Genomic DNA, 20,680 nt, shown 5'->3' with positions numbered 1-20,680 from the left:
TAACTAATATTATTTTAACCTATTTGAAATATTTGAAACATATTTTTGTCGAATTTTTTCAATAATTTTTCCTTTTTATACTTCAAGAGAATTTTAACTACTAAAAATTCCGATGATTATTATTACAATAGTATCAAATATTAGTTTTTTAAAATCAATAACAACTTATCAAAAAGCTCATGTGGTTATTTTATAGTGTATAAACTATAATGAGTATTAAATTCTTATAAACAATGGTGATGAAATGGACATAAATTCAGAAGAATACAAACAAGAGGTACTTATCAAAGACGTTGTCATGCTTGCTGCTCGCATACTATTAGAATCTGGTGCAGAAGGTACGCGTGTAGAAGATACCATGACACGTATTGCAAAAAAACTTGGTTACAGTGAAAGTAACAGCTTTGTTACAAACACTGTCATCCAGTTTACGTTACATTCGGAATCGTTTCCTAGAATATTTAGAATTACCTCTCGAGATACAAACTTAATAAAAATTTCTCAAGCTAATAAAATTTCGCGTCAAATTACAAACAATGAAATTTCTTTAGCCGAAGCAAAAACGCAACTTGAAAAAATATATGTTGCTAAGCGTGACAGCAGTCTTCCCTTTAAAGGTTTTGCTGCAGCAATGATTGCAATGAGTTTCTTATATTTACAAGGTGGTAGATTGATTGATGTTTTAACTGCGATATTAGCAGGTAGTCTAGGATACCTAGTCACTGAGATTTTAGATCGCAAGTTACATGCACAGTTTATCCCAGAATTCATTGGTTCATTAGTTATTGGGATTATCGCCGTTATTGGACATACACTTATCCCAACAGGTGACTTGGCAACTATTATCATTGCGGCAGTCATGCCTATTGTTCCTGGTGTATTAATAACAAACGCAATACAAGATTTATTTGGTGGACACATGTTGATGTTCACAACGAAATCATTAGAAGCATTGGTTACTGCGTTTGGCATCGGTGCTGGCGTTGGTAGCGTATTAATTTTAGTATAGGAGTATCAGACTATGTTTTGGATCTTAAACTTTATCTTTAGCTTTTTAGCTTCAATGTTCTTCTGCGTCATTTTTGATGCACCTAGAAAATTATATCTATCATGTGGTTTCGTTGGTACATGTGGATGGATGGTTTACACCTTATTCTTCAACGGCTTTAATGTGCACACTATATACTCTAGTTTCTTTGGTAGTTTAGCATTAGGCTTGTTAAGTCATTATATGGCTCGTAAACAAAAAGAACCTGCCATCATTTTTATGGTAACGGGTATCATTCCATTAGTACCTGGTGGCTTAGCATACGATGCTACAAAAAATTTAGTCTTATTAAATTTCAGCACAGCAATAAATACAATGTTAGAAGTAACACTTATTGCAGGAGCCATCGCATTAGGTTTATTATTCGCCGACCAAATTTCTAAATTAATTGTTTCTGGGTTCGTGAAATCTTTTAAACGATTATAAATATTGTTAGAATTGGCTCAGCCCAAACTATTAGCAATTATATATAAGGTTCAGCTGCCTCGTCTTAAATGTCAATTTATAATACAAAAAATCGCACGATACGCCTCCGAATGAAGAAGGTATATTGTGCGATTCTTTTATTATTTAGTTTTTTCTTTTTCAGGTTCTTCAATCATATCATCAACTTCATTTTCACTTCTATTTAAAATCAAGCGACTTAATTCATCATTATCCATATTTTTCAATTTAGGATATCGAATCACAAAGAATATTAAACCGATGATTAACCATCCAAGTAATGCAATATAAGACGGTGCAGTCAGTGCTGCAGGAGAACCTGGCACTAATAACAACGCTAAGAAAATGAATGATACAAATGAGCCGATAATAGCAAACGTTTTGTAAACCGGTGCATACGTATTACTTTGTTTGTTATAACTGAATAATTTCGCTGCAGACAAACATGTAATAAAGTAGGCAATGGATACACCTGTAGATGACATATCTACAATCCAAGTCAATGCAGTTCTTCCTAGCCAAGGTGCAATTAACGACACACCTACTAGGAATATGATTGCGACATATGGTGTTTTGTATTTACTATGTAATTTACTAAACATTGTTGGCATAATACCTGAACGTCCCATAGAAAATAACAAGCGACTTGAACTCATCAAGAATCCATTTAAACCAGTAAATATACCCATCATAATTGCAATTGCTAATACACCTAATCCAATATAACCAAATGCTGTTTGTGTAACAGCACCTGTTAACCACAACTGCCCATTTAAACTTTGATGACTTGTTGATAACCAACCAGTGTATAAAATCATGACAACATAAGTTAATGATGCTGCTAATAAACTGTACACGATAAGCTTAAATGTCTTGTTTGGTGCAAAGTTAAACTCTTCTGCTGTTTGTGGAATATTATCAAATCCAACATATGCCCATGGTGCCACGGATACAATAACCACAATAGACACTAACCATCCTTTGCTAGGTTCAGCTAACGGTTGTAAATTTTCAAGTGCAAAATTATTACCAAAGAATGAACCAAAGAACATCAATAATACGACGATTACCATCGCCACACAGAAATAATATTGTAATGATCCAGATACACTTGCGCCACGAATCGTTACTAGCATGAATACAAGTAGTAATACGGTCGCAATAATGATTTCCGTAATATAAACGTCCCAGCCCGCAATGGTGTATAGTTTCCCATTATTTAAGACATCTGGCAATAAGAATTTAACTAGTAAACTGAATGCGGTCGCATTTAAAGCAACGACACAGACATAACCAAAAGTTAAAAACCATGATGAGAAGAAACTCACATATCTGCCGAAACTTAAGAAACTAAAGGCAAACGCGCCCCCTGATACTGGAAATCTCTCTACTAATGCGCCATAACTAACCGCAATTAATATCATTAATAATGCACCAATAACTATACCAATTGATGCTGCAATCGGACCTGACTGCTTAATCCAGTCTCCTGGTAAGATGAATGCGCCCCATCCGATACATGAACCATATGCAATCGCCCATACAAACTTTTCAGATAGGTTTTGTTTTAAATCGCCTCTATCTATTTGCTTATTCTTTTTTTCCATAAATAAAAACTCACCTCGAAGGTATTCTATACCCAAAAGATGAGTTTGTAACTCTTTTTCTTGATTATTTTTATTAAAAATTTAATGTTTAGTTACATAGGTAATCTAAAGTTTTAAAATTTAACCAGCAAATTTGAATGTCGCAATGATTAACATTATCCATCCAATGATGAACAATACGCCACCAATTGGCGTAATCGCACCTAAAACTTTAATTTGAGTTAATACTAAAATATATAATGATCCACTAAAGAAAATAATACCAGCAAATATTAACCAGCCAGCCCAGTTAACATTGATTGAAGTTGTACCACTAATTACACCTATAATTAATAATGCTAAGCCATGGTACATTTGATACGTCGTTGCTTTTTCCCATACTGATAAATAGTGATCACTTATTTTTCCTTGTAAACCATGCGCACCAAATGCACCTGTACCGACAGCCATCATCGCGTTTAATGCACCTAAAATAATAAATAATTTCATTGCTACCTCTCCTTATATAATTCAGTATTAATAAATGTTTAAATCCGAACACTCGAATAAAAGTATATGCGTCTTGATTATTAACCTACATACTTAACAAGCTATTAAGTAATTATGTTTCATTGTTGCTTTTTAAAAATCAAATATGGATTCACCATTGCCAATGTCATCATCTGTCGCTAATCTTTGTTGTTGGTTTGAAGGTTGTGAATATGACTTATGATGATGTGCTGAATGCGTATTTACTTTACCACCCATCGCTTCAATTTCAGCAGCTGTCACTTGATGAGTTGGCTGCGTTATTTGTGATTGTGGCATTTGATTATGGTTAGCAATACGACGATTCATTTGTTGTTCACCAATATGTGGTGTATTTGATGTTGAAGCATATAAAGATGTTAATATATGTATGGCATACATATGTTTTTCAAAGTCATGGTCATGCTGTGCCTGCTCTGCTTGTACTAATTCTTGCTCAATTCGTGCTATTAAAGTTTCTCTATTCAACATCTACGCCTCACTTTCACACCAATTAATTGGTGATTTTCCTACTGACTCTAAATAGGCATTCGCTTTGGAATACGGTTTTGATCCAAAGAATCCTCTATATGCAGACAGTGGACTAGGATGCACTGATTTTATAATACAATGTTTAGATGTATCGATAAGCTTTATTTTTTGCTGTGCAGGTTTCCCCCACAAAATAAAGACAACATGTTCTTTATAATCAGACACTGCTTTAATAATTTCATCAGTAAATGTTTCCCAACCAATATCACGATGAGAATTTGCTTCACCCTGTCTTACGGTTAAAACTGTATTCAATAACAAGACGCCTTCTCTTGCCCAATCTTGTAAATGCGGTGTTTGTCTAACACATCCAATATCATCTGCTAATTCTTTATACATATTACGTAAAGATGGAGGGAATTTTGCGTTAGGTTGCACTGAAAATGCTAATCCATGTGCTTGGTTTGGACCATGATACGGGTCTTGTCCTAATATAACAACTTTGATATTTTCAAACGGTGTTAAATCAAACGCTTGATATATATTTTCCCTATCAGGGTATACGATTGCAGTCGAATATTCTTTTTCTAAAAAATCATGCATAGCTTTAAAGTCATGTTTCGTTGTTATGTCATGAAAAATTTGCGACCATTCCATTCAATCTCACCTCAGGACATATTTTAACATATCACACTTATCTAAAGTGAATGACATTTTCAAAAGTTACAATAGTATGAATGATTCATTTCAACAATTATCAAATATTGAATGCTTAATATTTTTCAATTAGGTTAAAAATGATATGATGAATACAATATTATTATGTAGGAGTGAAGCTCAATGGCTTTAAAGAAAGTTTTAACAATTGCCGGTTCTGACACAAGTGCTGGCGCAGGTATGCAGGCAGATTTAAAAACATTTCAAGAATTGGATACGTATGGCATGGTCGCTTTAACTGCCATCGTTACTATGGATAAAGATACATGGTCACACGATGTCACACCATTACCTATGGACGTATTTGAAAAGCAACTTGAAACGGCTTTATCAATCGGACCTGATGCTATTAAAACAGGTATGTTAGGTACTGAGGAGATAATCAAACGTGCTGGAGAAGTATATGAGGCATCTAATGCACAATATTTTGTAGTAGATCCTGTCATGGTTTGTAAAGGCGAAGATGAAGTGCTTAACCCTGGAAATACTGAGGCGATGATTAAATATTTACTACCTAAAGCAACGGTAGTGACGCCAAACTTATTTGAAGCGGGTCAATTATCAGGATTAGGTAAATTAAATTCAATTGAAGATATGAAAAAGGCTGCAACAATTATCTTTGATAAAGGCGCACAGCATGTCATCATTAAAGGTGGCAAAGCTTTAGATCAAGATAAATCGTATGACTTATACTATGATGGTCAAACATTTTATCAACTAACTACAGACATGTTCCAACAAAGTTATAACCATGGTGCTGGTTGTACATTTGCTGCGGCAACAACTGCATATTTAGCTAACGGTAAGTCACCGAAAGAAGCTGTGATTAGCGCGAAAGCTTTCGTCGCTTCTGCTATTAAAAACGGTTGGAAAATGAATGATTTTGTTGGTCCTGTGGATCACGGTGCATACAACCGTATTGAACATATCGATGTTGAAGTAACAGAGGTTTAACGATTAGGCGGTTCATCTATAAATCAACATTATTAGCCACACCACTTAAATTGGGTATGAACTCAATTTATGTGATGTGGTTATTTTTTTATAATCATCATGCTCTGTATATAATTTAAATTTGAAAGTTACATATAAGCGTTATTAGCTTTTATTGAAAATTTCATACATATCGAACAATACATACAAATATTTCCTATACATCTACTTCTATGACTAAATAACCCTTTATTTTCAAGATGAACTTAAACTCATCTATATGCTCAATACCTCTATCATTATCATTCTTTTGCGATAGATGCCTCTCTAATCATATATGTTATATTTCCCAAATGACTGCCAGGCGACTCTATAAATATATATTTATTTAGAACTTTTATACATACATAGTCTTAGTAAATCATACGTTCTATGTCTGATAAAAAGTTGATACTTAAGGTTGATGTCACACAAAAAAATGTTATTTATAATATAACCATAGAGTAGCAAAGGAGGTAATATAGGTTATGATTATTTATCGACAGTATCACCATGAAGGCGCACCAGTTTATGAAATTATAACCAAAACGTTTCAGCATGTTTCAATTAAATGTGACGATTCATTTAGTGATACTGAAATATTCAAATTGCTCTCTTTATTACAAGACGATATAGATCATATGAAAGTTAGTTAAATTGACTAATCGTTCCAATAATCCAGAATTTATTAAACATTGATATAGTTGTTATTATTATTTTAGATTAATGCATCCCCGTGCAAAGAAAGAATCGTAACCTATATTCATCTCTGTTCCCAATAATAATAACAATACATAACTGATATTAGCTGTCCTTTCATCTCCTAATTAATATGCGTTCATGCAGCTAATATCGGTTATTTTTTTGTGCTCAAAGAAATTTTTATTTTAATCTCTCCATCGTCATTAATTGCTATAATTTCTTGCTCGTGTTGTTCAATGAATTCGATATTTTCATTTATTAAAATAGGTTTAACGTAGTTAATTTGACACTGGTTTGTCTCTAATGACATAGCCATCAGCATCATTTGACTCACTAATTGTCCTGGCACAATCTCATTATGTATTGGATTATCATCATTTACGAGCGCCAAATATTCATTTATCCATATCTCATTAAACTTCATCTCTACTTCATCGCCTTAATAAAAGTTTGTGTAACCGTTATGACATGTTGATCATTTTTAGTTAATGTTAAAGCCATTGTATAACGTGTGATATTGCGAATCTGTCGGCATTCAATATCTTCTAAACGTCCTACATATATTGTGTCTACTTCTATCTTTTGAGTTTGATTAATTGCTGATTTTGTTAAAATCAGTTCGCTATTTGCATATTTTTTAAATAAATCAAATTTTGACCATAATGACGCACACATTAATGGTGGTACTTCTTTTCTATAAGGTTGGTTAAAACACTGATAATATGCAGCCACACTATCCTTAGAAAATGACACATTTAATCGCTGGTTAGAATCGAGTGAATAATGCTGCATTTCCTAGACCTCCCCCTATCCCCATAGATGCAATCATAGTCTCTTTGTCAAACATATAAAATAATCGAGTCACTAATTGGGCACCACTTGCACCGTATGGATGACCTGATGCTAATGCACCACCCCATATATTTAATTGCGTATTTGAAATATTTAAAGCTTGTTGGCAGGAAACCACCTGTGCACTGAACGCTTCGTTAATTTCAATGACTTCAATATTTTCTATCGTTAATTGATTTCTTTTTAGTAAGTTGGAAATGGCTGGTACTGGACCAATGCCAGGAAAATTAGAATCAACACCTACCGTAACACCATCTTTAAATAATAAACCATGCTCGAAACCTAATTCGTATGCCATATCTTTTTCCATAATAAGCAATAAAACTGCACCATCATTTTTCATACAACTATTCGCAGCGGTAACGGTCCCACCTTTGATCACGGGCTTAAATCGGCCAAAGTTATCTTTCGGAATATGTGATTTTAGACTTTCATCAGTGTTGAATATTTCTCCTTTAACGGTTATAGGTAATATTTCCTGAGAAATATTTCCATTCTTTACATTTTCCGCTGTCAATTGATGACTTCGATAAGCAAATTCATCTTGTAATTCTCTTGAAACATCATACATCTTGGCCACATTTTCAGCACCTTGAATCATTGATGGGTCGCTCATTTCAGGTGCAAATGATGCACGCTCATAAAACTCAGGTAATGCTGTTTCGTACACAGAATGCGGTCGTTTGATTTTCCAAGGTGCTCGACTTGTACTTTCAACACCACCTGCAATATATACCTTGCCAGCTCCGGCTTGGATCATGCGACATGCATATTGAACACTTTCAAGTCCAGACCCACATTGCCGATCGATTGTGACGCCAGGTATTGAATCTTTAAGCCCCGCTTCAAGCAATGCTTTTCTTGCAATATTGCCACCATTCCCAACAACATTACCTAAAACTACATCATCTATTTTAGATATTACCTCTGGATACTTCTCTCTAAAATGTTGGAATAAAGGTTTAAGCAATTGTTCTGGCTCTAAATGTTTTAAAGTGCCACCATATTTCCCAAATGCAGTTCGTTTAGCTGCAACTATGACTGCTTGATTCATATTATAATTCACCTCTCAAATACATCGACATCATTTTTTCTCTAGCAATTTTACCACTTGCAGTGTAATACATCTTTTCTACATGATGAATCATCGATGGAATTTCATAGCGTTTCACTTTCTTTTTTAAAAATTGTTTTACATTTTTATGTGTAAGTGTCACATCACCAGAATAAAGCAATACGCCTATTTGACCAAAACGCTCATTTGGAATACCGATGATAATTGCTTCATCAATGCTCAACGATTGCGTTAAAAGGCGTTCAACATGTGCTGGATATATATTTTGACCACCAATAATTAACATATCATGTTGACGTCCCGTTAAATATAAATACTGCTCTTTTACATAGCCATTATCATTAGTAACAAACCATTCATCATTATTTATACATTGTTCACTTACATAGCCACTAAACATCATATTACTTTTTACATAAATAGTTCCTATACCATTGTGATCGTGATTCGTTGTTTTCAATTCCACATTTGGAAATAGCACACCTACTGATTCAACTGGTGCTTGCTGATTCAAATTATAGCTGATAAAACTGGTTTCCGATGTACCAAAAAATTCAATCAAATTTATGTCATTTGCTTGATTTTTTATCTTTTTAAAAATAGAAGAATGCAGCTTATCTCCACTGCTAAAAAATGATTGGATTGTATGTTCATTGTTGTAAACTAACAATAATGATTTAATCATCGTTGGAACAAGAAACATAGCAACTTTGTATGATGATATTTTACGACATTGATTAAGTAACTTTTCAGGATGAAAAGTGGTCTGTCCTATAAAAGTACGACCGGAACTTAAAGCAAACAATAACGCATATAATGTTAACGAGTGCGATAGTGGTCCAGGGGCTGCTATTGCATTTTCATTTTTTAACATCAACATTTCATTAACTTCAAAAGAAGCCAACCATGAATCTTCATCACGATAATATGCTTTTGGCAGTCCAGTTGTCCCTGAAGTAAAACCAATATGTAATAAATTGGGGTAGTGCTGTAATTGCGTTGAATCAATAAACATCGGTGAGTCTATATTCTGCATGAGACCTGTATCTCCAATTACATCTTTAATACCATATTTTTCAATCAATTGACGATGTATAGTACTTTGCCATTTACCTTCCATCATCATAGGCACTTTATGTAAACGATGCAAAGCTAAATAACAAATAATACTTTGCACCGGTGATTTCATATTAATAGCAACGACAGGGTTAAGTGAATATTTCTGCAAAGATTCCACTGCGCTAGTGATGCGGGCATTTAGTTGACTATATGTAATTGTTTCATCATCGATATGTAATGCTATGTCATTAGGTTTATTTTGAGTATGTGTTTTCAACTGTTCTAATATTACGTTCATCAATATCCCTCACTCAATGTAAACTTTAAAATACATCTTGTTAACATTATATAATGAATAAGTATTTTTATCAGGTAAACCTGCCTATTATAAAAATCAAACTTAAGCCCTAGATAAATTTGATACTGTAGTACCATGTTTTTTATTAGATAAGACGTTACTATATGTATATAGAGAAAAGAAGTTATCGCAATCGCAATAACTGACACAAATAAGTCACCCAATCTATTTAAGTTTGTGTTCTCTATAATAATATTGAAGGTTAGAGTCTCAATATTAATTGCGTTGGACAAAATACTCTAAGACATATTTACATCCTAACATTTCAATAGCAAGAGAATTTTAAGTATTCAAAGCTAAACATATGCTTTAAGTCCCCTCTTTCCCCCATTGCGATAATCATTGCAGTGGGGGTTTATGTATATACAAAAACTTTATTACGGCTAATTACAGTTCTCAATTTAAAAAGCACTTTAAAGTTAGCAGAACCTACTAGCTTTAAAGTGCTTATATACGATTGATTTATACTTTTTATTAAAATCTCTAATTCTTACGTTCTTTAACCCACCATAATGCTTCTTTTGGATGTTCTGCATAATAAGCTCTATCTTGCTCGTTATCTACATTTGGATACGAACCTTTTAGAGATTTTCCTGCTGTACTTAAATGTAAGAATGTAATAACTAAAAAGCCAATAACACTGATTGCTGTTAAATAATACGCAGGTGCTAATGGATCTCCAGTTTTCGTAACTAACCATGTTGCAACTAATGGCGTCGTACCACCAAATATCGAAACAGAGATATTAAATGTTACTGATAAAGTTCGATATCTTATATGACTGTAAAACATCGTTGGTAACGACCCTGGCATTGTCGCTTCGTAAGTTGATAAGAAAAATCCTAATATAAATATACCGATTACTATTACAACAAATGATTGTGAATGTAATAACATAAATGCGATGATACTGAATAATGTTAGCCCACCAGTACCAATTAGAAATACTTTCTTTTCACCTATTTTATCCGCTAACTTACCAAACATTAATGCTAATGGAATCATTATTGCCATGACACAAGTAATTAATACACTTGTTGTCGTTGCATCTAATTTAATAACTTGTTCTAAATAGGTTGGTAAATATGCAGTTACCATATAGTTCGTAACATTGAAGAATACAACAGCTACAAAACATACAAATATATCTTTGTAATAAAATCTGATGATTTGTAAAAAGTTAATGTTATCTCTTTCTGGTTGTGTTGCAACATCATTTTCGAAAACTGGTGATTCTTCCAGCTTACGACGTAAATATAAGCCAAATAATCCTAGGAATAAACCGAGTAAGAATGGGATTCTCCAACCAAATGATGCCATTTGTTCATCTGTTAAAAAGAATGTTAATACAGCAATCATAATTGAAGCAGCTATGTAACCTGATAATGTCCCAATTTCTAGTCCACTACCTAATGAGTTACGACGCTTATCTGGAGATGATTCGGCAACATATGTCATTGCCCCCGCATACTCTCCACCTGTTGAAAATCCTTGCAGTACTCTTGCAAGCAATAATAGTATTGGTGCCCAAAGTCCAATTTGATCATAGCTTGGCAATAATCCAATGGTTAATGTTGAAAATGCCATTAAAATAATTGTAGATGTTAATACAACTTTACGTCCATATTTGTCACCAATAATACCAAATACGACACCACCAATTGGTCTTAATAAAAACGCAATGGCTAATGCTGCGAAAGTCAACATTTGTCGAATGTCTGCATTCTCTACTGGAGAGAAGAAGTTCGCTCCAATGTACGCAGTTGTATATGCATAGACACCAAAATCGAACCATTCCATTGCATTACCGATACCGGTTGCAACAACGGTTTTTTTAGCTTTCTTTGCATCCACCATGTTAATATTCTCTTTATTAAAATCCATGAATTCATACACTCCCTCTTGTATGTTTCATAATTATACGGAGTTAATTAGTTTTGTCAAATTTATAAGAATTTAAACTTTTATATAAATACAAAAGTATGTTTACTCAAAAATTTCACTTTATCGAATTAAATTCAATGATTTTATACCCTCATACATTTGAATTAAACAATAATAATTCTTAAATCATCGAACGATTAACTTTTTGGAATTATAACTAAAAATAGCGATAGCACACAACTTCATGTAAGTCATATGCTATCGCCATTTTCGACATCGTATTTAAATGTTTATACTCAATTTACTTCAATAACTTTGTCATTACTTTAATTTATTTTTACAAAAATAAATGATCAACGAGTCAGACATTACTCTTTAAAAATTCATAATGTTTAATAAATATTTATTTTACATTCCTAATCTAAAGCGAAATATTTCTATGTATAATCTAATATTTATGAATATACATTTTAACCATGGTATTCTCTGTTTTAACAAATTTTATAATACTGTATTAATTTCTGATGGATCATTGATTATAAAATCTGGATTTGAATGAAGTAATGACCTTGCATCATGTGCTCCCCATGTTACTGCTGCAGATGGTACACCAGCATGTTGCGCCATCTCAACATCAAATGTTGAATCACCAATATAAACCGTTTGTTGGCTATTTAAATTGTAGCGTTGCACAATTGTGTGTATGCCTTCAGGATTTGGTTTATATGCACTTACTTGATCGGATCCAACAGCTTCGGTAATCAAGTGATTTAATCCAATAGCCGATAAATTTCTTTCTAATACATCACTCTTCTTACTAGACACCACGAAAAGTTTTTTCCCTTGGTTATACAAACTTGTAATGGCTTCAGTTATACCCGCAAATTCATAAATATAGTCCTTTTCAATAGATTGATATGTATGTCTAAATGTATCGATTAACTTTGCTAATGCTGCTTCATCTAATGGTCGGTCTGCTAATTTTAAAAATGATTCTTCAATAGGTATTCCCATATAATGCGTTATTTCTTTAGATGATGGTTCCGTTAAGCCACATGCTTTAAATGCACTTTGTGTTGCTACTTCACCACATTTTTTCGTGTCTGCCAACGTACCATCAAAATCAAAAATATAATTGTCAAACTTCAATATTAACACCCCTATTCGTTTATTATTGATATTATACTATAATTTATTATTTAAATAAAAAAATAATCGATAATATTTCTGCCTAGGCATTATATTATCGACTATCTTTATTTTATTCTAAATTAGCATGATTTTGTTGCATCGTTTGTTCCGTAACATTCATTTCAGTCATCAATCCCATTACAACACTATCTAAAAATAATTGAGATGCTTGTTCAAACAAACTTCCTAATGGTTGTGCCGAGCCTTGTTCATCATATTTTGTACCTGCAGGCAAAACGATGTTCGTCCCAGCTAGATTGCCTATTGCAGAATCTTTATTTGTAGTAATTAATACGATGTCAGCACCTACTGATTTTGCTTTGTCTGCTAATAATCTTAAATGTTCCGTGGAACCTGAACCAGAGATAATTACAAATACATCATTCGACTTAATCGCAGGTGTCGTTGATTCTCCAACAACATGTGCCTGTTTGCCGAGCTGATTTAAGCGCATTGCAAAACTATTCGCCACGAATCCTGAACGTCCTTTGCCAGCTACAAATATATGTTCAGCATGTAGTATTTTGGATGCAAAAGTTGAAAACTCATCCGCTTCAACATGTGACAAAGTCATCTTTAATTCATCTAGAATTAATTGATAGTCACTAAATTTAGCCATATTACTTACCTTCGATTGCAGCGCGACATTGTTTTGCAGCTTCTACTGGATCATCTGCATTTGCGATTCCGCCACCAACAATAACAAGATCAGGACTTTCAGCGACAATATCTTTAATTGTATCTGGTTTAATTCCACCTGCTACTGCAACTTTAGAATTTTTAATAACAGATTTAACGGTTCTTAAACTTTCTAATGGTGATTGCCCTTCTGCTTGTAAATCATAACCAGTGTGTACTGCAATATAATCAGCACCCATTTCATCTAGTTCTTTTGCACGTTTTTCTAAATCTTGAACAGCAATCATATCAACTAGTAATTGTTTATTATTTTTATGAGCTTCTTCAATAGCTGCTTTAATTGATGCATCTTCTGCAACACCTAGTATTGTAATTACATCCGCGCCAAATTTAATTGCTTGGCTAACTTCATAATCAGCTGCATCCATAATTTTCATGTCTGCTAATACTTTTACATTACTAATGTTGTCTGCCATATGTTTAACTGCTGGTAAACCTTCGTTGTAAATGATTGGCGTACCGATTTCTACGATATCTACATAATCTTTTACTTTATTTGCTAACTCAGCCGCGTCTTCTTTGTTTAATAAATCAATTGCTAATTGTAATTCCACTAAAAATCATCCTTCCAATGCTTTTTATCTTTCTATTGGAACCTTTCCCGAGGCATTTCTTAATTAAACATTGCAATCAATCCATTTCATCGACATGAATTTTCGCAACATTTTTCGGGCAAGCTTCGTCGTCTAAATATATCTCAACATTCGGGTGTTTGTGAAGTAATGTGGCTGGAACATCAACAGAAATTTCCTGATTTAATAAATGTGTAATAGCAGCACGTTTCTTTTCACCAAATGCGAGTAAAATGATACGTTTGGCTTGAAGAATATTAGCAAGTCCCATCGAAATGGCTTGCTTTGGAACATCATCTTCGTTTTCAAAATATCGACTATTAGCCTTAATAGTACTTTCAGTCAAATCAACGATATGAGTAACACTATCAAACGGCGTACCAGGTTCATTAAATCCAATATGACCATTTTCTCCAATACCTAAAATTTGAATATCACGTTGACTTTGTTGTTCTAAAACGTCATTATATTTTGACGCTTCCGCATTCATATCATCGGCATCTCCATTTGGAATATGAATGTTCTTTCTATTAAAATAAGGATATTGTTTGAAAAGCATGTCATCCATATAATAGTGATAACTTTGCGGATGTGATGCGGTTAAACCTACATATTCGTCTAAATTAAACGTGGATACATTGTCTACGTTTAACTGATTTTTATTTAATAACTTAACAAGTTGCTCATACAAATCTGTCATTGTACCACCAGTTGCTAAACCAAGTTTACAGTGCTGATTAAATGCCATCTCTTTATATAACTCACATGCAACATAGAATGATGCTTGTTTTTTCGATCCTAAGTTTAATACTTTCATTGTTTACATGCCTCCACAAATTTAATACATTTTAAAAACTTATGAATTCATTCATACACCATTAATATAGCATCATTTTTAATGTTTAACACTTTTCAAATTCCAACAAATTTTTGATTTTTAAAAGTAAAAAACTAATGCTGTATGATTGCGTAATCCTGAGTAATTACCCTTCATGAAAATTAATTTATAAATAATTGAGCAATCGTATACAATTATTGAATAGTTTTTAGTAAAATAGAAAGATAAACACATTGATAGTGTAAGGAGTGAACGTGTTGGAACCAATTAAAGAACAAGAAGTTATAGATTTACTTGCTTCTTTTGAACATAAACCTGTGTATCTGCATGTTGAAACGACAAATGGGGCCTATGCGAACCATTTCGATCAACGTGTTTTTAATGCTGGTACATTTTTAAGAAACATACAAGTAACATATACGCATGCACAACTAAAAGGTGGTAATAAAGAACCTTATCGCATTGGTCTTAAACTATCAAATGGTGGTTGGGTTTATGTACAAGGTCTAACGCATTTTGAGGTCAATGAACATGATGAATTTTTAATTGCAGGTTTTAATTACGAAGGTCAACTCGCTGCAGCACTTCAAATTAGTGAGCGACCATTTAATTTATAGAGGAGGCATCAACATGACTGACGAAAGACATGTATTAGTAATATTTCCACATCCTGATGATGAAACCTTCTCATCTGCAGGCACATTAGCAAGTTATATCCAAAAAGGCATACCTGTAACATATGCATGTTTAACCCTAGGACAAATGGGCAGAAATTTAGGTAATCCCCCATTTGCAACACGCGAATCATTACCAAGTATTCGTGAGCGTGAACTAGAAGAAGCTTGTAAAGTTATTGGTATTACTGATTTAAGAAAAATGGGTTTACGTGACAAAACTGTCGAATTTGAACCCTACGAACATATAGATGGTATGATTAAATCTTTAATCGATGATACAAATCCATCATTGATTATTTCATTTTATCCTGGATATGCAGTACATCCTGATCACGAAGCAACAGCAGATGCTGTAATTCGAACGGTTGAACGCATGCCTAAAGAAGAACGCCCTCGTTTAACTTTAGTTGCGTTCAGTAATGATGCAACCGAAGCTCTTGGAGAACCTGATATTCAAAATGATATTACAGATTTTAAAGAACTTAAAATTAAGGCATTTGAAGCACATGCTTCTCAAACAGGTCCATTTTTAAAACAATTAGCAAGTCCTGAAATCGATGGTAAACAACACAGCTTTTTAACAGTCGAACCATATTGGACATATCACTTTAAATCTTAACGGAGGAAAAAAATGACTGAATTTGATTTATCGACACGAGAAGGTCGTTGGAAACACTTTGGTTCCGTAGATCCTATTGAAGGCACGAAACCTACTACTAAGAACGAAATGACAGACTTACAAAGTACACATAAAGATTTTTTATTTGAAATAGAAGAAGTTGGTATTAAAAACTTAGTGTACCCTGTACTTGTTGACCAGTATCAAACAGCTGGCACATTTAGTTTTTCAACAAGTTTAACAAAAGACGAAAAAGGTATTAATATGAGCCGTATAATTGAAAGTGTTGAAAAGCACTATGATAATGGTATTGAACTTGAATTTAATACACTTTATCAGGTGTTACGCACTTTACAAACGAATATGAAACAAAATGCGGCAGGCGTTGATGTTTCTGGGAAATGGTTCTTTGATCGCTATAGTCCAACCACAAATATTAAAGCAGTTGGTAATGCCGATGTCACTTATGGATTAGCAATTGACGGTGATAAAGTTACACGTAAAGAACTTACTATTGAAGCAACTGTCACAACGCTATGCCCTTGTTCAAAAGAAATAAGTGAGTATTCAGCGCACAACCAACGTGGTGTTGTCACTGTTAAAACATATATTAATAAAGATCAAGACATAGTTGATGACTATAAAAATAAAATTTTAGATGCAATGGAAGCTAATGCAAGTTCAATTCTATACCCTATTTTAAAACGTCCTGATGAAAAACGTGTGACAGAGCGTGCATATGAAAATCCACGTTTTGTCGAAGACTTAATTCGTTTAATTGCCGCGGACTTAGTTGAATTTGATTGGTTAGACGGTTTCGATATCGAATGTCGTAATGAAGAGTCTATCCATCAACATGATGCTTTCGCTAAATTAAAGTATCGCAAATAATATCATATGATTAATTCAAACGCGTAACAGTAGTTGCGCGTTTTTATTATACCTTCTAGAGTTGTATATCTCTTTTATAAATCTTCTCATTTGATGTGCCTGAGTCATAAATCAATTTCCTAAACTCTACAATGATATATTGGTCGTAGTTGACTGAATAACTACTACCATTATAAATATCAAAACTTGTTGTTTTATAAATAAACACATCTTCCAGTTAAAAGAAGTAATTAAATATTATGTGATATAATTATAAAAAATAGATATAAGTGGTGTTGTAAATGAATTATTTTGTAGGTAATAGTTTAGGTGTTAATTTAACTGGGATAGAGAAAGCAATTATTAATCGTTTAAATTTATTTAAAGAAATGGGAAGACCAGCGCAATGTGTATTTCTGTCATGGAATAGATATTTATATAGAAATGCCCAAAATTATATTACTAGTTCTGACTATATTAATATGTATGATTTCTTCCAAGAAGCAACATATTTAGAACGCAATGAACCATTTGACTGGTTGTCGTATTGGACTGATGAATGTTATTATACTTTAAAACATGTTGAAAATAGTCATGACTTTAGAATATATGATCAAGAGCGTTTCTTAATGTATGCCCATTTTCAAGATCCTAAATATCGTATATTAGATTATGTGAATCATTTTGATAGTCAAAGACGAAAAGTAAAACGTGATTTTTATGATGTGCGTGGCTTTTTAAGTTGTAGTAGGATTCTTGTTGATAAACAACAAACATTATGTGAATTTTTCTATAATCCAGAAGGTGACACAAAATTAGAAAAGTATTTTTCTTACAAGGATGGCAAACCAGAAGTACAAAAAATTATTGTTTACTATGCTAACAAACAATATTTCTTTAATAATGAAACGGAATTAGGCGCATTTTTCATTAAACAACTATATCAACATGGGGATTTATTTTTCAGTGACCGTAATGTGTATACAGCACCTATTTTCAACTTAACACCTGAGTCAATCCCAGTAGTAGCTGTGCTTCACAGTACACACATTAAAAATATTGATGCATTAGATTCATCGCCATTTAAAAATGTATATAAAGCGATGTTTGAAAATTTATCTCGATATCGTGCAATTATCGTTTCTACTGAGCAGCAAAAATTAGATGTTGAAAAACGTATTAACCATACTATTCCAGTTGTTAATATTCCTGTCGGCTATAGTGAAACAATTGATACACCAGTCCAAACATTAGATCAGCGCAGTGTTAAATTAATTTCCGTTGCTCGTTATTCACCTGAAAAACAATTACATCAACAAATTGAATTAATTAAACGCTTAGTATCGTATGTCCCAAAAATAGAGCTTCATATGTATGGTTTTGGTTCTGAAAGTAAAAAATTAAATGAATTGATACAAAAATATGGATTGGAAAATCATGTTTACTTACGCGGCTTTTTAAGCAATCTAGACCAAGAATATAGCGATGCCTATTTGAGTTTAATAACAAGTAACATGGAAGGTTTCTCTTTAGCGCTACTTGAATCTTTAGCACATGGTGTTCCAGTTATTAGTTATGATATTAAATATGGACCTAACGAATTAATTACGCCTGATTTCAATGGTTATTTAATTACTAAAAATGATGAAGATGCCCTATTTGATAAAGTAAAATATGTGATTGATCATCCTGAAGTACAGCAACGACTGTCAAAAGGTAGTTTGGCAAAAGCACAACAATATAGTAAAGCGTCGTTAATTAAACAATGGGACCAATTTGTTCGTCTTATATAAATGTACTTTACCTTTATTTTTACAAAAATAGCATTTTCCTATGTCATTTAACTAAACATGTAAGTTTGTATGAACGAGGTTTGTTAAATAGATGATTCTAGGAAAATGCTTTTTTCTTTTGACTTAGTTTAAAATATTTTGCCACTTTGTACTGATAGTAGTTGCATTGTACTGTTGTGCAGATTCTATGCTATTAATCGAAAACTGTTGCAATTTTTGAGTATTATTTAGTAATTGGTCGACCTTTTCAACCATTTGATTGATGTCACCTTGAGGTACTAAATAGCCATTAAATCCATCTTGAATCAGTTCTGATGGACCATAATCTACATCATAACTGATCACTGGTGTACCTACTGAAAGCGACTCTAAAATTGCTAAGCCAAAACCTTCCATTTTACTTGTCGATAACATCAGTTCTGCTTTAGCAATCTCTTCATTAATATGCGTCTTAAAACCATGAAATTTTACATGTTCCGATAAATGATAATCTTCTACAAGTTGTCGATATTCTGACAAACCATTTCCATGTCCATAAATATTCAATTGAATATTGGGATGTTTTGTTACTAATTGCTTGATTACTTCAATTTGATGTTTAATTTGTTTATTTTCAACGAGGCGAGCAATTGATATGATATGATTTTTCTCCTTTTGATTGATGTCAAATTGATACTTTAAATTTGCCACGTAGCCAACCGGAATATTGATAACTGGTATTTTATTTTCAATATATTGTGAAATATCTTGGCATTGCTTTTCTGTTGATACAACAATCGCTTTATAACGTGTTAAATTATTAAACACTGTTTTATAAAAACTTTTTATACCATTACCGGCACCGGATAAATGTGTACTATGGAGCACAACAATAACTGGAATACTTTGATTTAATCCCGCTATAACATTTCCTAATTCATGAGGACGATCTAATATGATTTGATCATTATTTTTACATAATTGATGGAGAAAATATTGAACTAATTCATCTTCTGTATCAAAAAATTGTTGATGCTGGTCTTCATTTAAGATAACCTTTGTGAGCGTGTTTTTCCCTTTTATATCGTCAAAATATTTTTGGATGACGATTTCCCCATTAGGTGTATAGTAATTTTCGAGTACAATCCGTTGTCCTTCACCTAAAATTCGAGAACAACTTAAAAAGCCTCTTCCATCATACAATTCGCGTTTTACTTTTCTTCTTTTATGATCAAAATAATTCACATAATTTAATTGATGATACTGTTTATCTAAAAAATGAGCATACATTACAAATTGCTCTTCATCATATATTCTGACATCATTTGAATTTTCCACAAATTTCAATGTGTACCTACATGACTTTTCCCAATACTGTATCCAGTTAACTTGCTTTGTCTTTTTATAATTGATTGCTTTTTGAAAATAGTCATACATTGTAAATACATCATTTTCAATCTGATGTTGCTTCGCATATGTGTATGAATAAGGATTCCATTTAACATATACACATTTTGAAGATATGCCGTGTTGTTTGAACAACTTCAATCTATTTATTTGCGCTTTTTCTACACCTGTAATTTTACTTTCTAAAATTGTTCCTAAAATGTAATTCATATTATCGCCTCATATAAGTTTTATTCCGTATCTTTATTGTTTATTTTATATGAAAAATACATCTATTGCATGTGTAATTATAAAAAAACCAGGCCACAAGGACCTGGG

General features: G+C 32.8%; 22 protein-coding genes. 8 read left to right on the top strand and 14 right to left on the bottom strand.

Annotation, left to right across the window (positions count from 1 at the left end; all coding sequences use genetic code 11):
- The first annotated feature begins 244 nt into the window (after positions 1 to 244).
- Both KI230_RS02875 and KI230_RS02870 read left to right on the top strand, forming a co-directional pair.
- Positions 245 to 1,009: a threonine/serine exporter family protein gene (locus KI230_RS02875; RefSeq protein ID WP_000354088.1), complete on the top strand. Its 765-nt coding sequence runs from the start codon at positions 245 to 247 to the stop codon at positions 1,007 to 1,009.
- 12 nt (positions 1,010 to 1,021) lie between these two features.
- The gene (locus KI230_RS02870; RefSeq protein ID WP_000498572.1) at positions 1,022 to 1,474 is read left to right on the top strand and encodes a threonine/serine exporter family protein; all 453 of its coding nucleotides are present in this window, start codon (positions 1,022 to 1,024) and stop codon (positions 1,472 to 1,474) included.
- Between the two features lie 140 nt (positions 1,475 to 1,614).
- Here the strand turns inward: KI230_RS02870 and KI230_RS02865 are convergent, their stop codons facing one another.
- The 4 genes from KI230_RS02865 to KI230_RS02850 form a co-directional block, all read right to left on the bottom strand.
- Positions 1,615 to 3,099, bottom strand: a complete 1,485-nt coding sequence (locus KI230_RS02865; RefSeq protein ID WP_000412514.1) for an APC family permease — start codon at positions 3,097 to 3,099, stop codon at positions 1,615 to 1,617.
- A 120-nt stretch (positions 3,100 to 3,219) separates the two neighbouring features.
- Positions 3,220 to 3,588: a DUF423 domain-containing protein gene (locus KI230_RS02860; protein ID WP_000765183.1), complete on the bottom strand. Its 369-nt coding sequence runs from the start codon at positions 3,586 to 3,588 to the stop codon at positions 3,220 to 3,222.
- A gap of 132 nt (positions 3,589 to 3,720) precedes the next feature.
- On the bottom strand, positions 3,721 to 4,098 hold the full coding sequence (locus tag KI230_RS02855) for a DUF5327 family protein (protein WP_000934515.1): 378 nt from the start codon (positions 4,096 to 4,098) through the stop codon (positions 3,721 to 3,723).
- On the bottom strand, positions 4,099 to 4,755 hold the full coding sequence (locus tag KI230_RS02850; protein WP_000455256.1) for a uracil-DNA glycosylase: 657 nt from the start codon (positions 4,753 to 4,755) through the stop codon (positions 4,099 to 4,101).
- A 183-nt stretch (positions 4,756 to 4,938) separates the two neighbouring features.
- On the opposite strand from KI230_RS02850, the gene thiD reads away from it, so the two are divergent.
- Both thiD and vraX read left to right on the top strand, forming a co-directional pair.
- A complete protein-coding gene (thiD, locus tag KI230_RS02845) occupies positions 4,939 to 5,769 on the top strand; it encodes a bifunctional hydroxymethylpyrimidine kinase/phosphomethylpyrimidine kinase (protein WP_001185462.1) in 831 nt (276 codons plus the stop codon).
- A gap of 506 nt (positions 5,770 to 6,275) precedes the next feature.
- Positions 6,276 to 6,443 (top strand): C1q-binding complement inhibitor VraX, encoded by a 168-nt coding sequence (gene vraX / locus KI230_RS02840; protein ID WP_000587958.1) that lies wholly within the window; start codon positions 6,276 to 6,278, stop codon positions 6,441 to 6,443.
- Between the two features lie 200 nt (positions 6,444 to 6,643).
- Here the strand turns inward: vraX and KI230_RS02835 are convergent, their stop codons facing one another.
- From KI230_RS02835 to nagB, 9 genes are all read right to left on the bottom strand, one after another.
- Positions 6,644 to 6,913 carry a hypothetical protein gene (locus KI230_RS02835; RefSeq protein WP_000671101.1) on the bottom strand — a complete coding sequence of 90 codons (270 nt, stop codon included), beginning with the start codon at positions 6,911 to 6,913 and terminating at the stop codon, positions 6,644 to 6,646.
- A gap of 2 nt (positions 6,914 to 6,915) precedes the next feature.
- Positions 6,916 to 7,281: a VraC family protein gene (locus KI230_RS02830; protein ID WP_001165072.1), complete on the bottom strand. Its 366-nt coding sequence runs from the start codon at positions 7,279 to 7,281 to the stop codon at positions 6,916 to 6,918.
- Positions 7,256 to 8,395 (bottom strand): thiolase family protein, encoded by a 1,140-nt coding sequence (locus KI230_RS02825; protein ID WP_138277910.1) that lies wholly within the window; start codon positions 8,393 to 8,395, stop codon positions 7,256 to 7,258. Before KI230_RS02825 ends, KI230_RS02830 begins: the two co-directional genes overlap by 26 nt.
- 1 nt (position 8,396) lies before the next feature.
- Positions 8,397 to 9,773 carry a long-chain fatty acid--CoA ligase gene (locus tag KI230_RS02820; protein WP_001100838.1) on the bottom strand — a complete coding sequence of 459 codons (1,377 nt, stop codon included), beginning with the start codon at positions 9,771 to 9,773 and terminating at the stop codon, positions 8,397 to 8,399.
- 543 nt (positions 9,774 to 10,316) lie between these two features.
- Positions 10,317 to 11,717 carry an MFS transporter gene (locus KI230_RS02815; RefSeq protein ID WP_000347061.1) on the bottom strand — a complete coding sequence of 467 codons (1,401 nt, stop codon included), beginning with the start codon at positions 11,715 to 11,717 and terminating at the stop codon, positions 10,317 to 10,319.
- Positions 11,718 to 12,218: 501 nt separating this feature from the next.
- Complete coding sequence (locus KI230_RS02810; protein WP_000667095.1) at positions 12,219 to 12,866, bottom strand: HAD family hydrolase; 648 nt, start codon at positions 12,864 to 12,866, stop codon at positions 12,219 to 12,221.
- Positions 12,867 to 12,978: 112 nt separating this feature from the next.
- Positions 12,979 to 13,527: a 6-phospho-3-hexuloisomerase gene (hxlB, locus tag KI230_RS02805; RefSeq protein WP_001051594.1), complete on the bottom strand. Its 549-nt coding sequence runs from the start codon at positions 13,525 to 13,527 to the stop codon at positions 12,979 to 12,981.
- Position 13,528: 1 nt separating this feature from the next.
- Entirely contained in the window at positions 13,529 to 14,161 is a 633-nt protein-coding gene (gene hxlA / locus KI230_RS02800; RefSeq protein ID WP_000422861.1) for a 3-hexulose-6-phosphate synthase, read from the bottom strand.
- 76 nt (positions 14,162 to 14,237) lie between these two features.
- Positions 14,238 to 14,996 carry a glucosamine-6-phosphate deaminase gene (gene nagB / locus KI230_RS02795; protein ID WP_000866419.1) on the bottom strand — a complete coding sequence of 253 codons (759 nt, stop codon included), beginning with the start codon at positions 14,994 to 14,996 and terminating at the stop codon, positions 14,238 to 14,240.
- A gap of 275 nt (positions 14,997 to 15,271) precedes the next feature.
- Between nagB and KI230_RS02790 the strand changes: the two genes are divergently transcribed.
- From KI230_RS02790 to sdgB, 4 genes are all read left to right on the top strand, one after another.
- Positions 15,272 to 15,634 carry a YojF family protein gene (locus KI230_RS02790; protein ID WP_001557152.1) on the top strand — a complete coding sequence of 121 codons (363 nt, stop codon included), beginning with the start codon at positions 15,272 to 15,274 and terminating at the stop codon, positions 15,632 to 15,634.
- Between the two features lie 13 nt (positions 15,635 to 15,647).
- Positions 15,648 to 16,313, top strand: coding sequence for a bacillithiol biosynthesis deacetylase BshB2 (bshB2, locus tag KI230_RS02785; protein WP_000129068.1), 666 nt, complete (start codon positions 15,648 to 15,650; stop codon positions 16,311 to 16,313).
- 12 nt (positions 16,314 to 16,325) lie between these two features.
- Positions 16,326 to 17,204 carry a GTP cyclohydrolase FolE2 gene (gene folE2, locus KI230_RS02780; RefSeq protein WP_000134232.1) on the top strand — a complete coding sequence of 293 codons (879 nt, stop codon included), beginning with the start codon at positions 16,326 to 16,328 and terminating at the stop codon, positions 17,202 to 17,204.
- Between the two features lie 281 nt (positions 17,205 to 17,485).
- Positions 17,486 to 18,976 (top strand): serine-aspartate repeat adhesin O-glycosyltransferase SdgB, encoded by a 1,491-nt coding sequence (sdgB, locus tag KI230_RS02775; protein WP_045177056.1) that lies wholly within the window; start codon positions 17,486 to 17,488, stop codon positions 18,974 to 18,976.
- 123 nt (positions 18,977 to 19,099) lie between these two features.
- Here the strand turns inward: sdgB and sdgA are convergent, their stop codons facing one another.
- Positions 19,100 to 20,572, bottom strand: coding sequence for a serine-aspartate repeat adhesin O-glycosyltransferase SdgA (sdgA, locus tag KI230_RS02770; protein WP_001106738.1), 1,473 nt, complete (start codon positions 20,570 to 20,572; stop codon positions 19,100 to 19,102).
- Between the last annotated feature and the right edge of the window lie 108 nt (positions 20,573 to 20,680).

It is taken from the genome of Staphylococcus sp. MZ3, assembly GCF_018622755.1.
Lineage (GTDB): Bacteria > Bacillota > Bacilli > Staphylococcales > Staphylococcaceae > Staphylococcus > Staphylococcus aureus.
The sequence above is the reverse complement of the archived record's forward strand: the minus strand, read 5'-3'. Positions and strand labels throughout refer to the sequence as shown.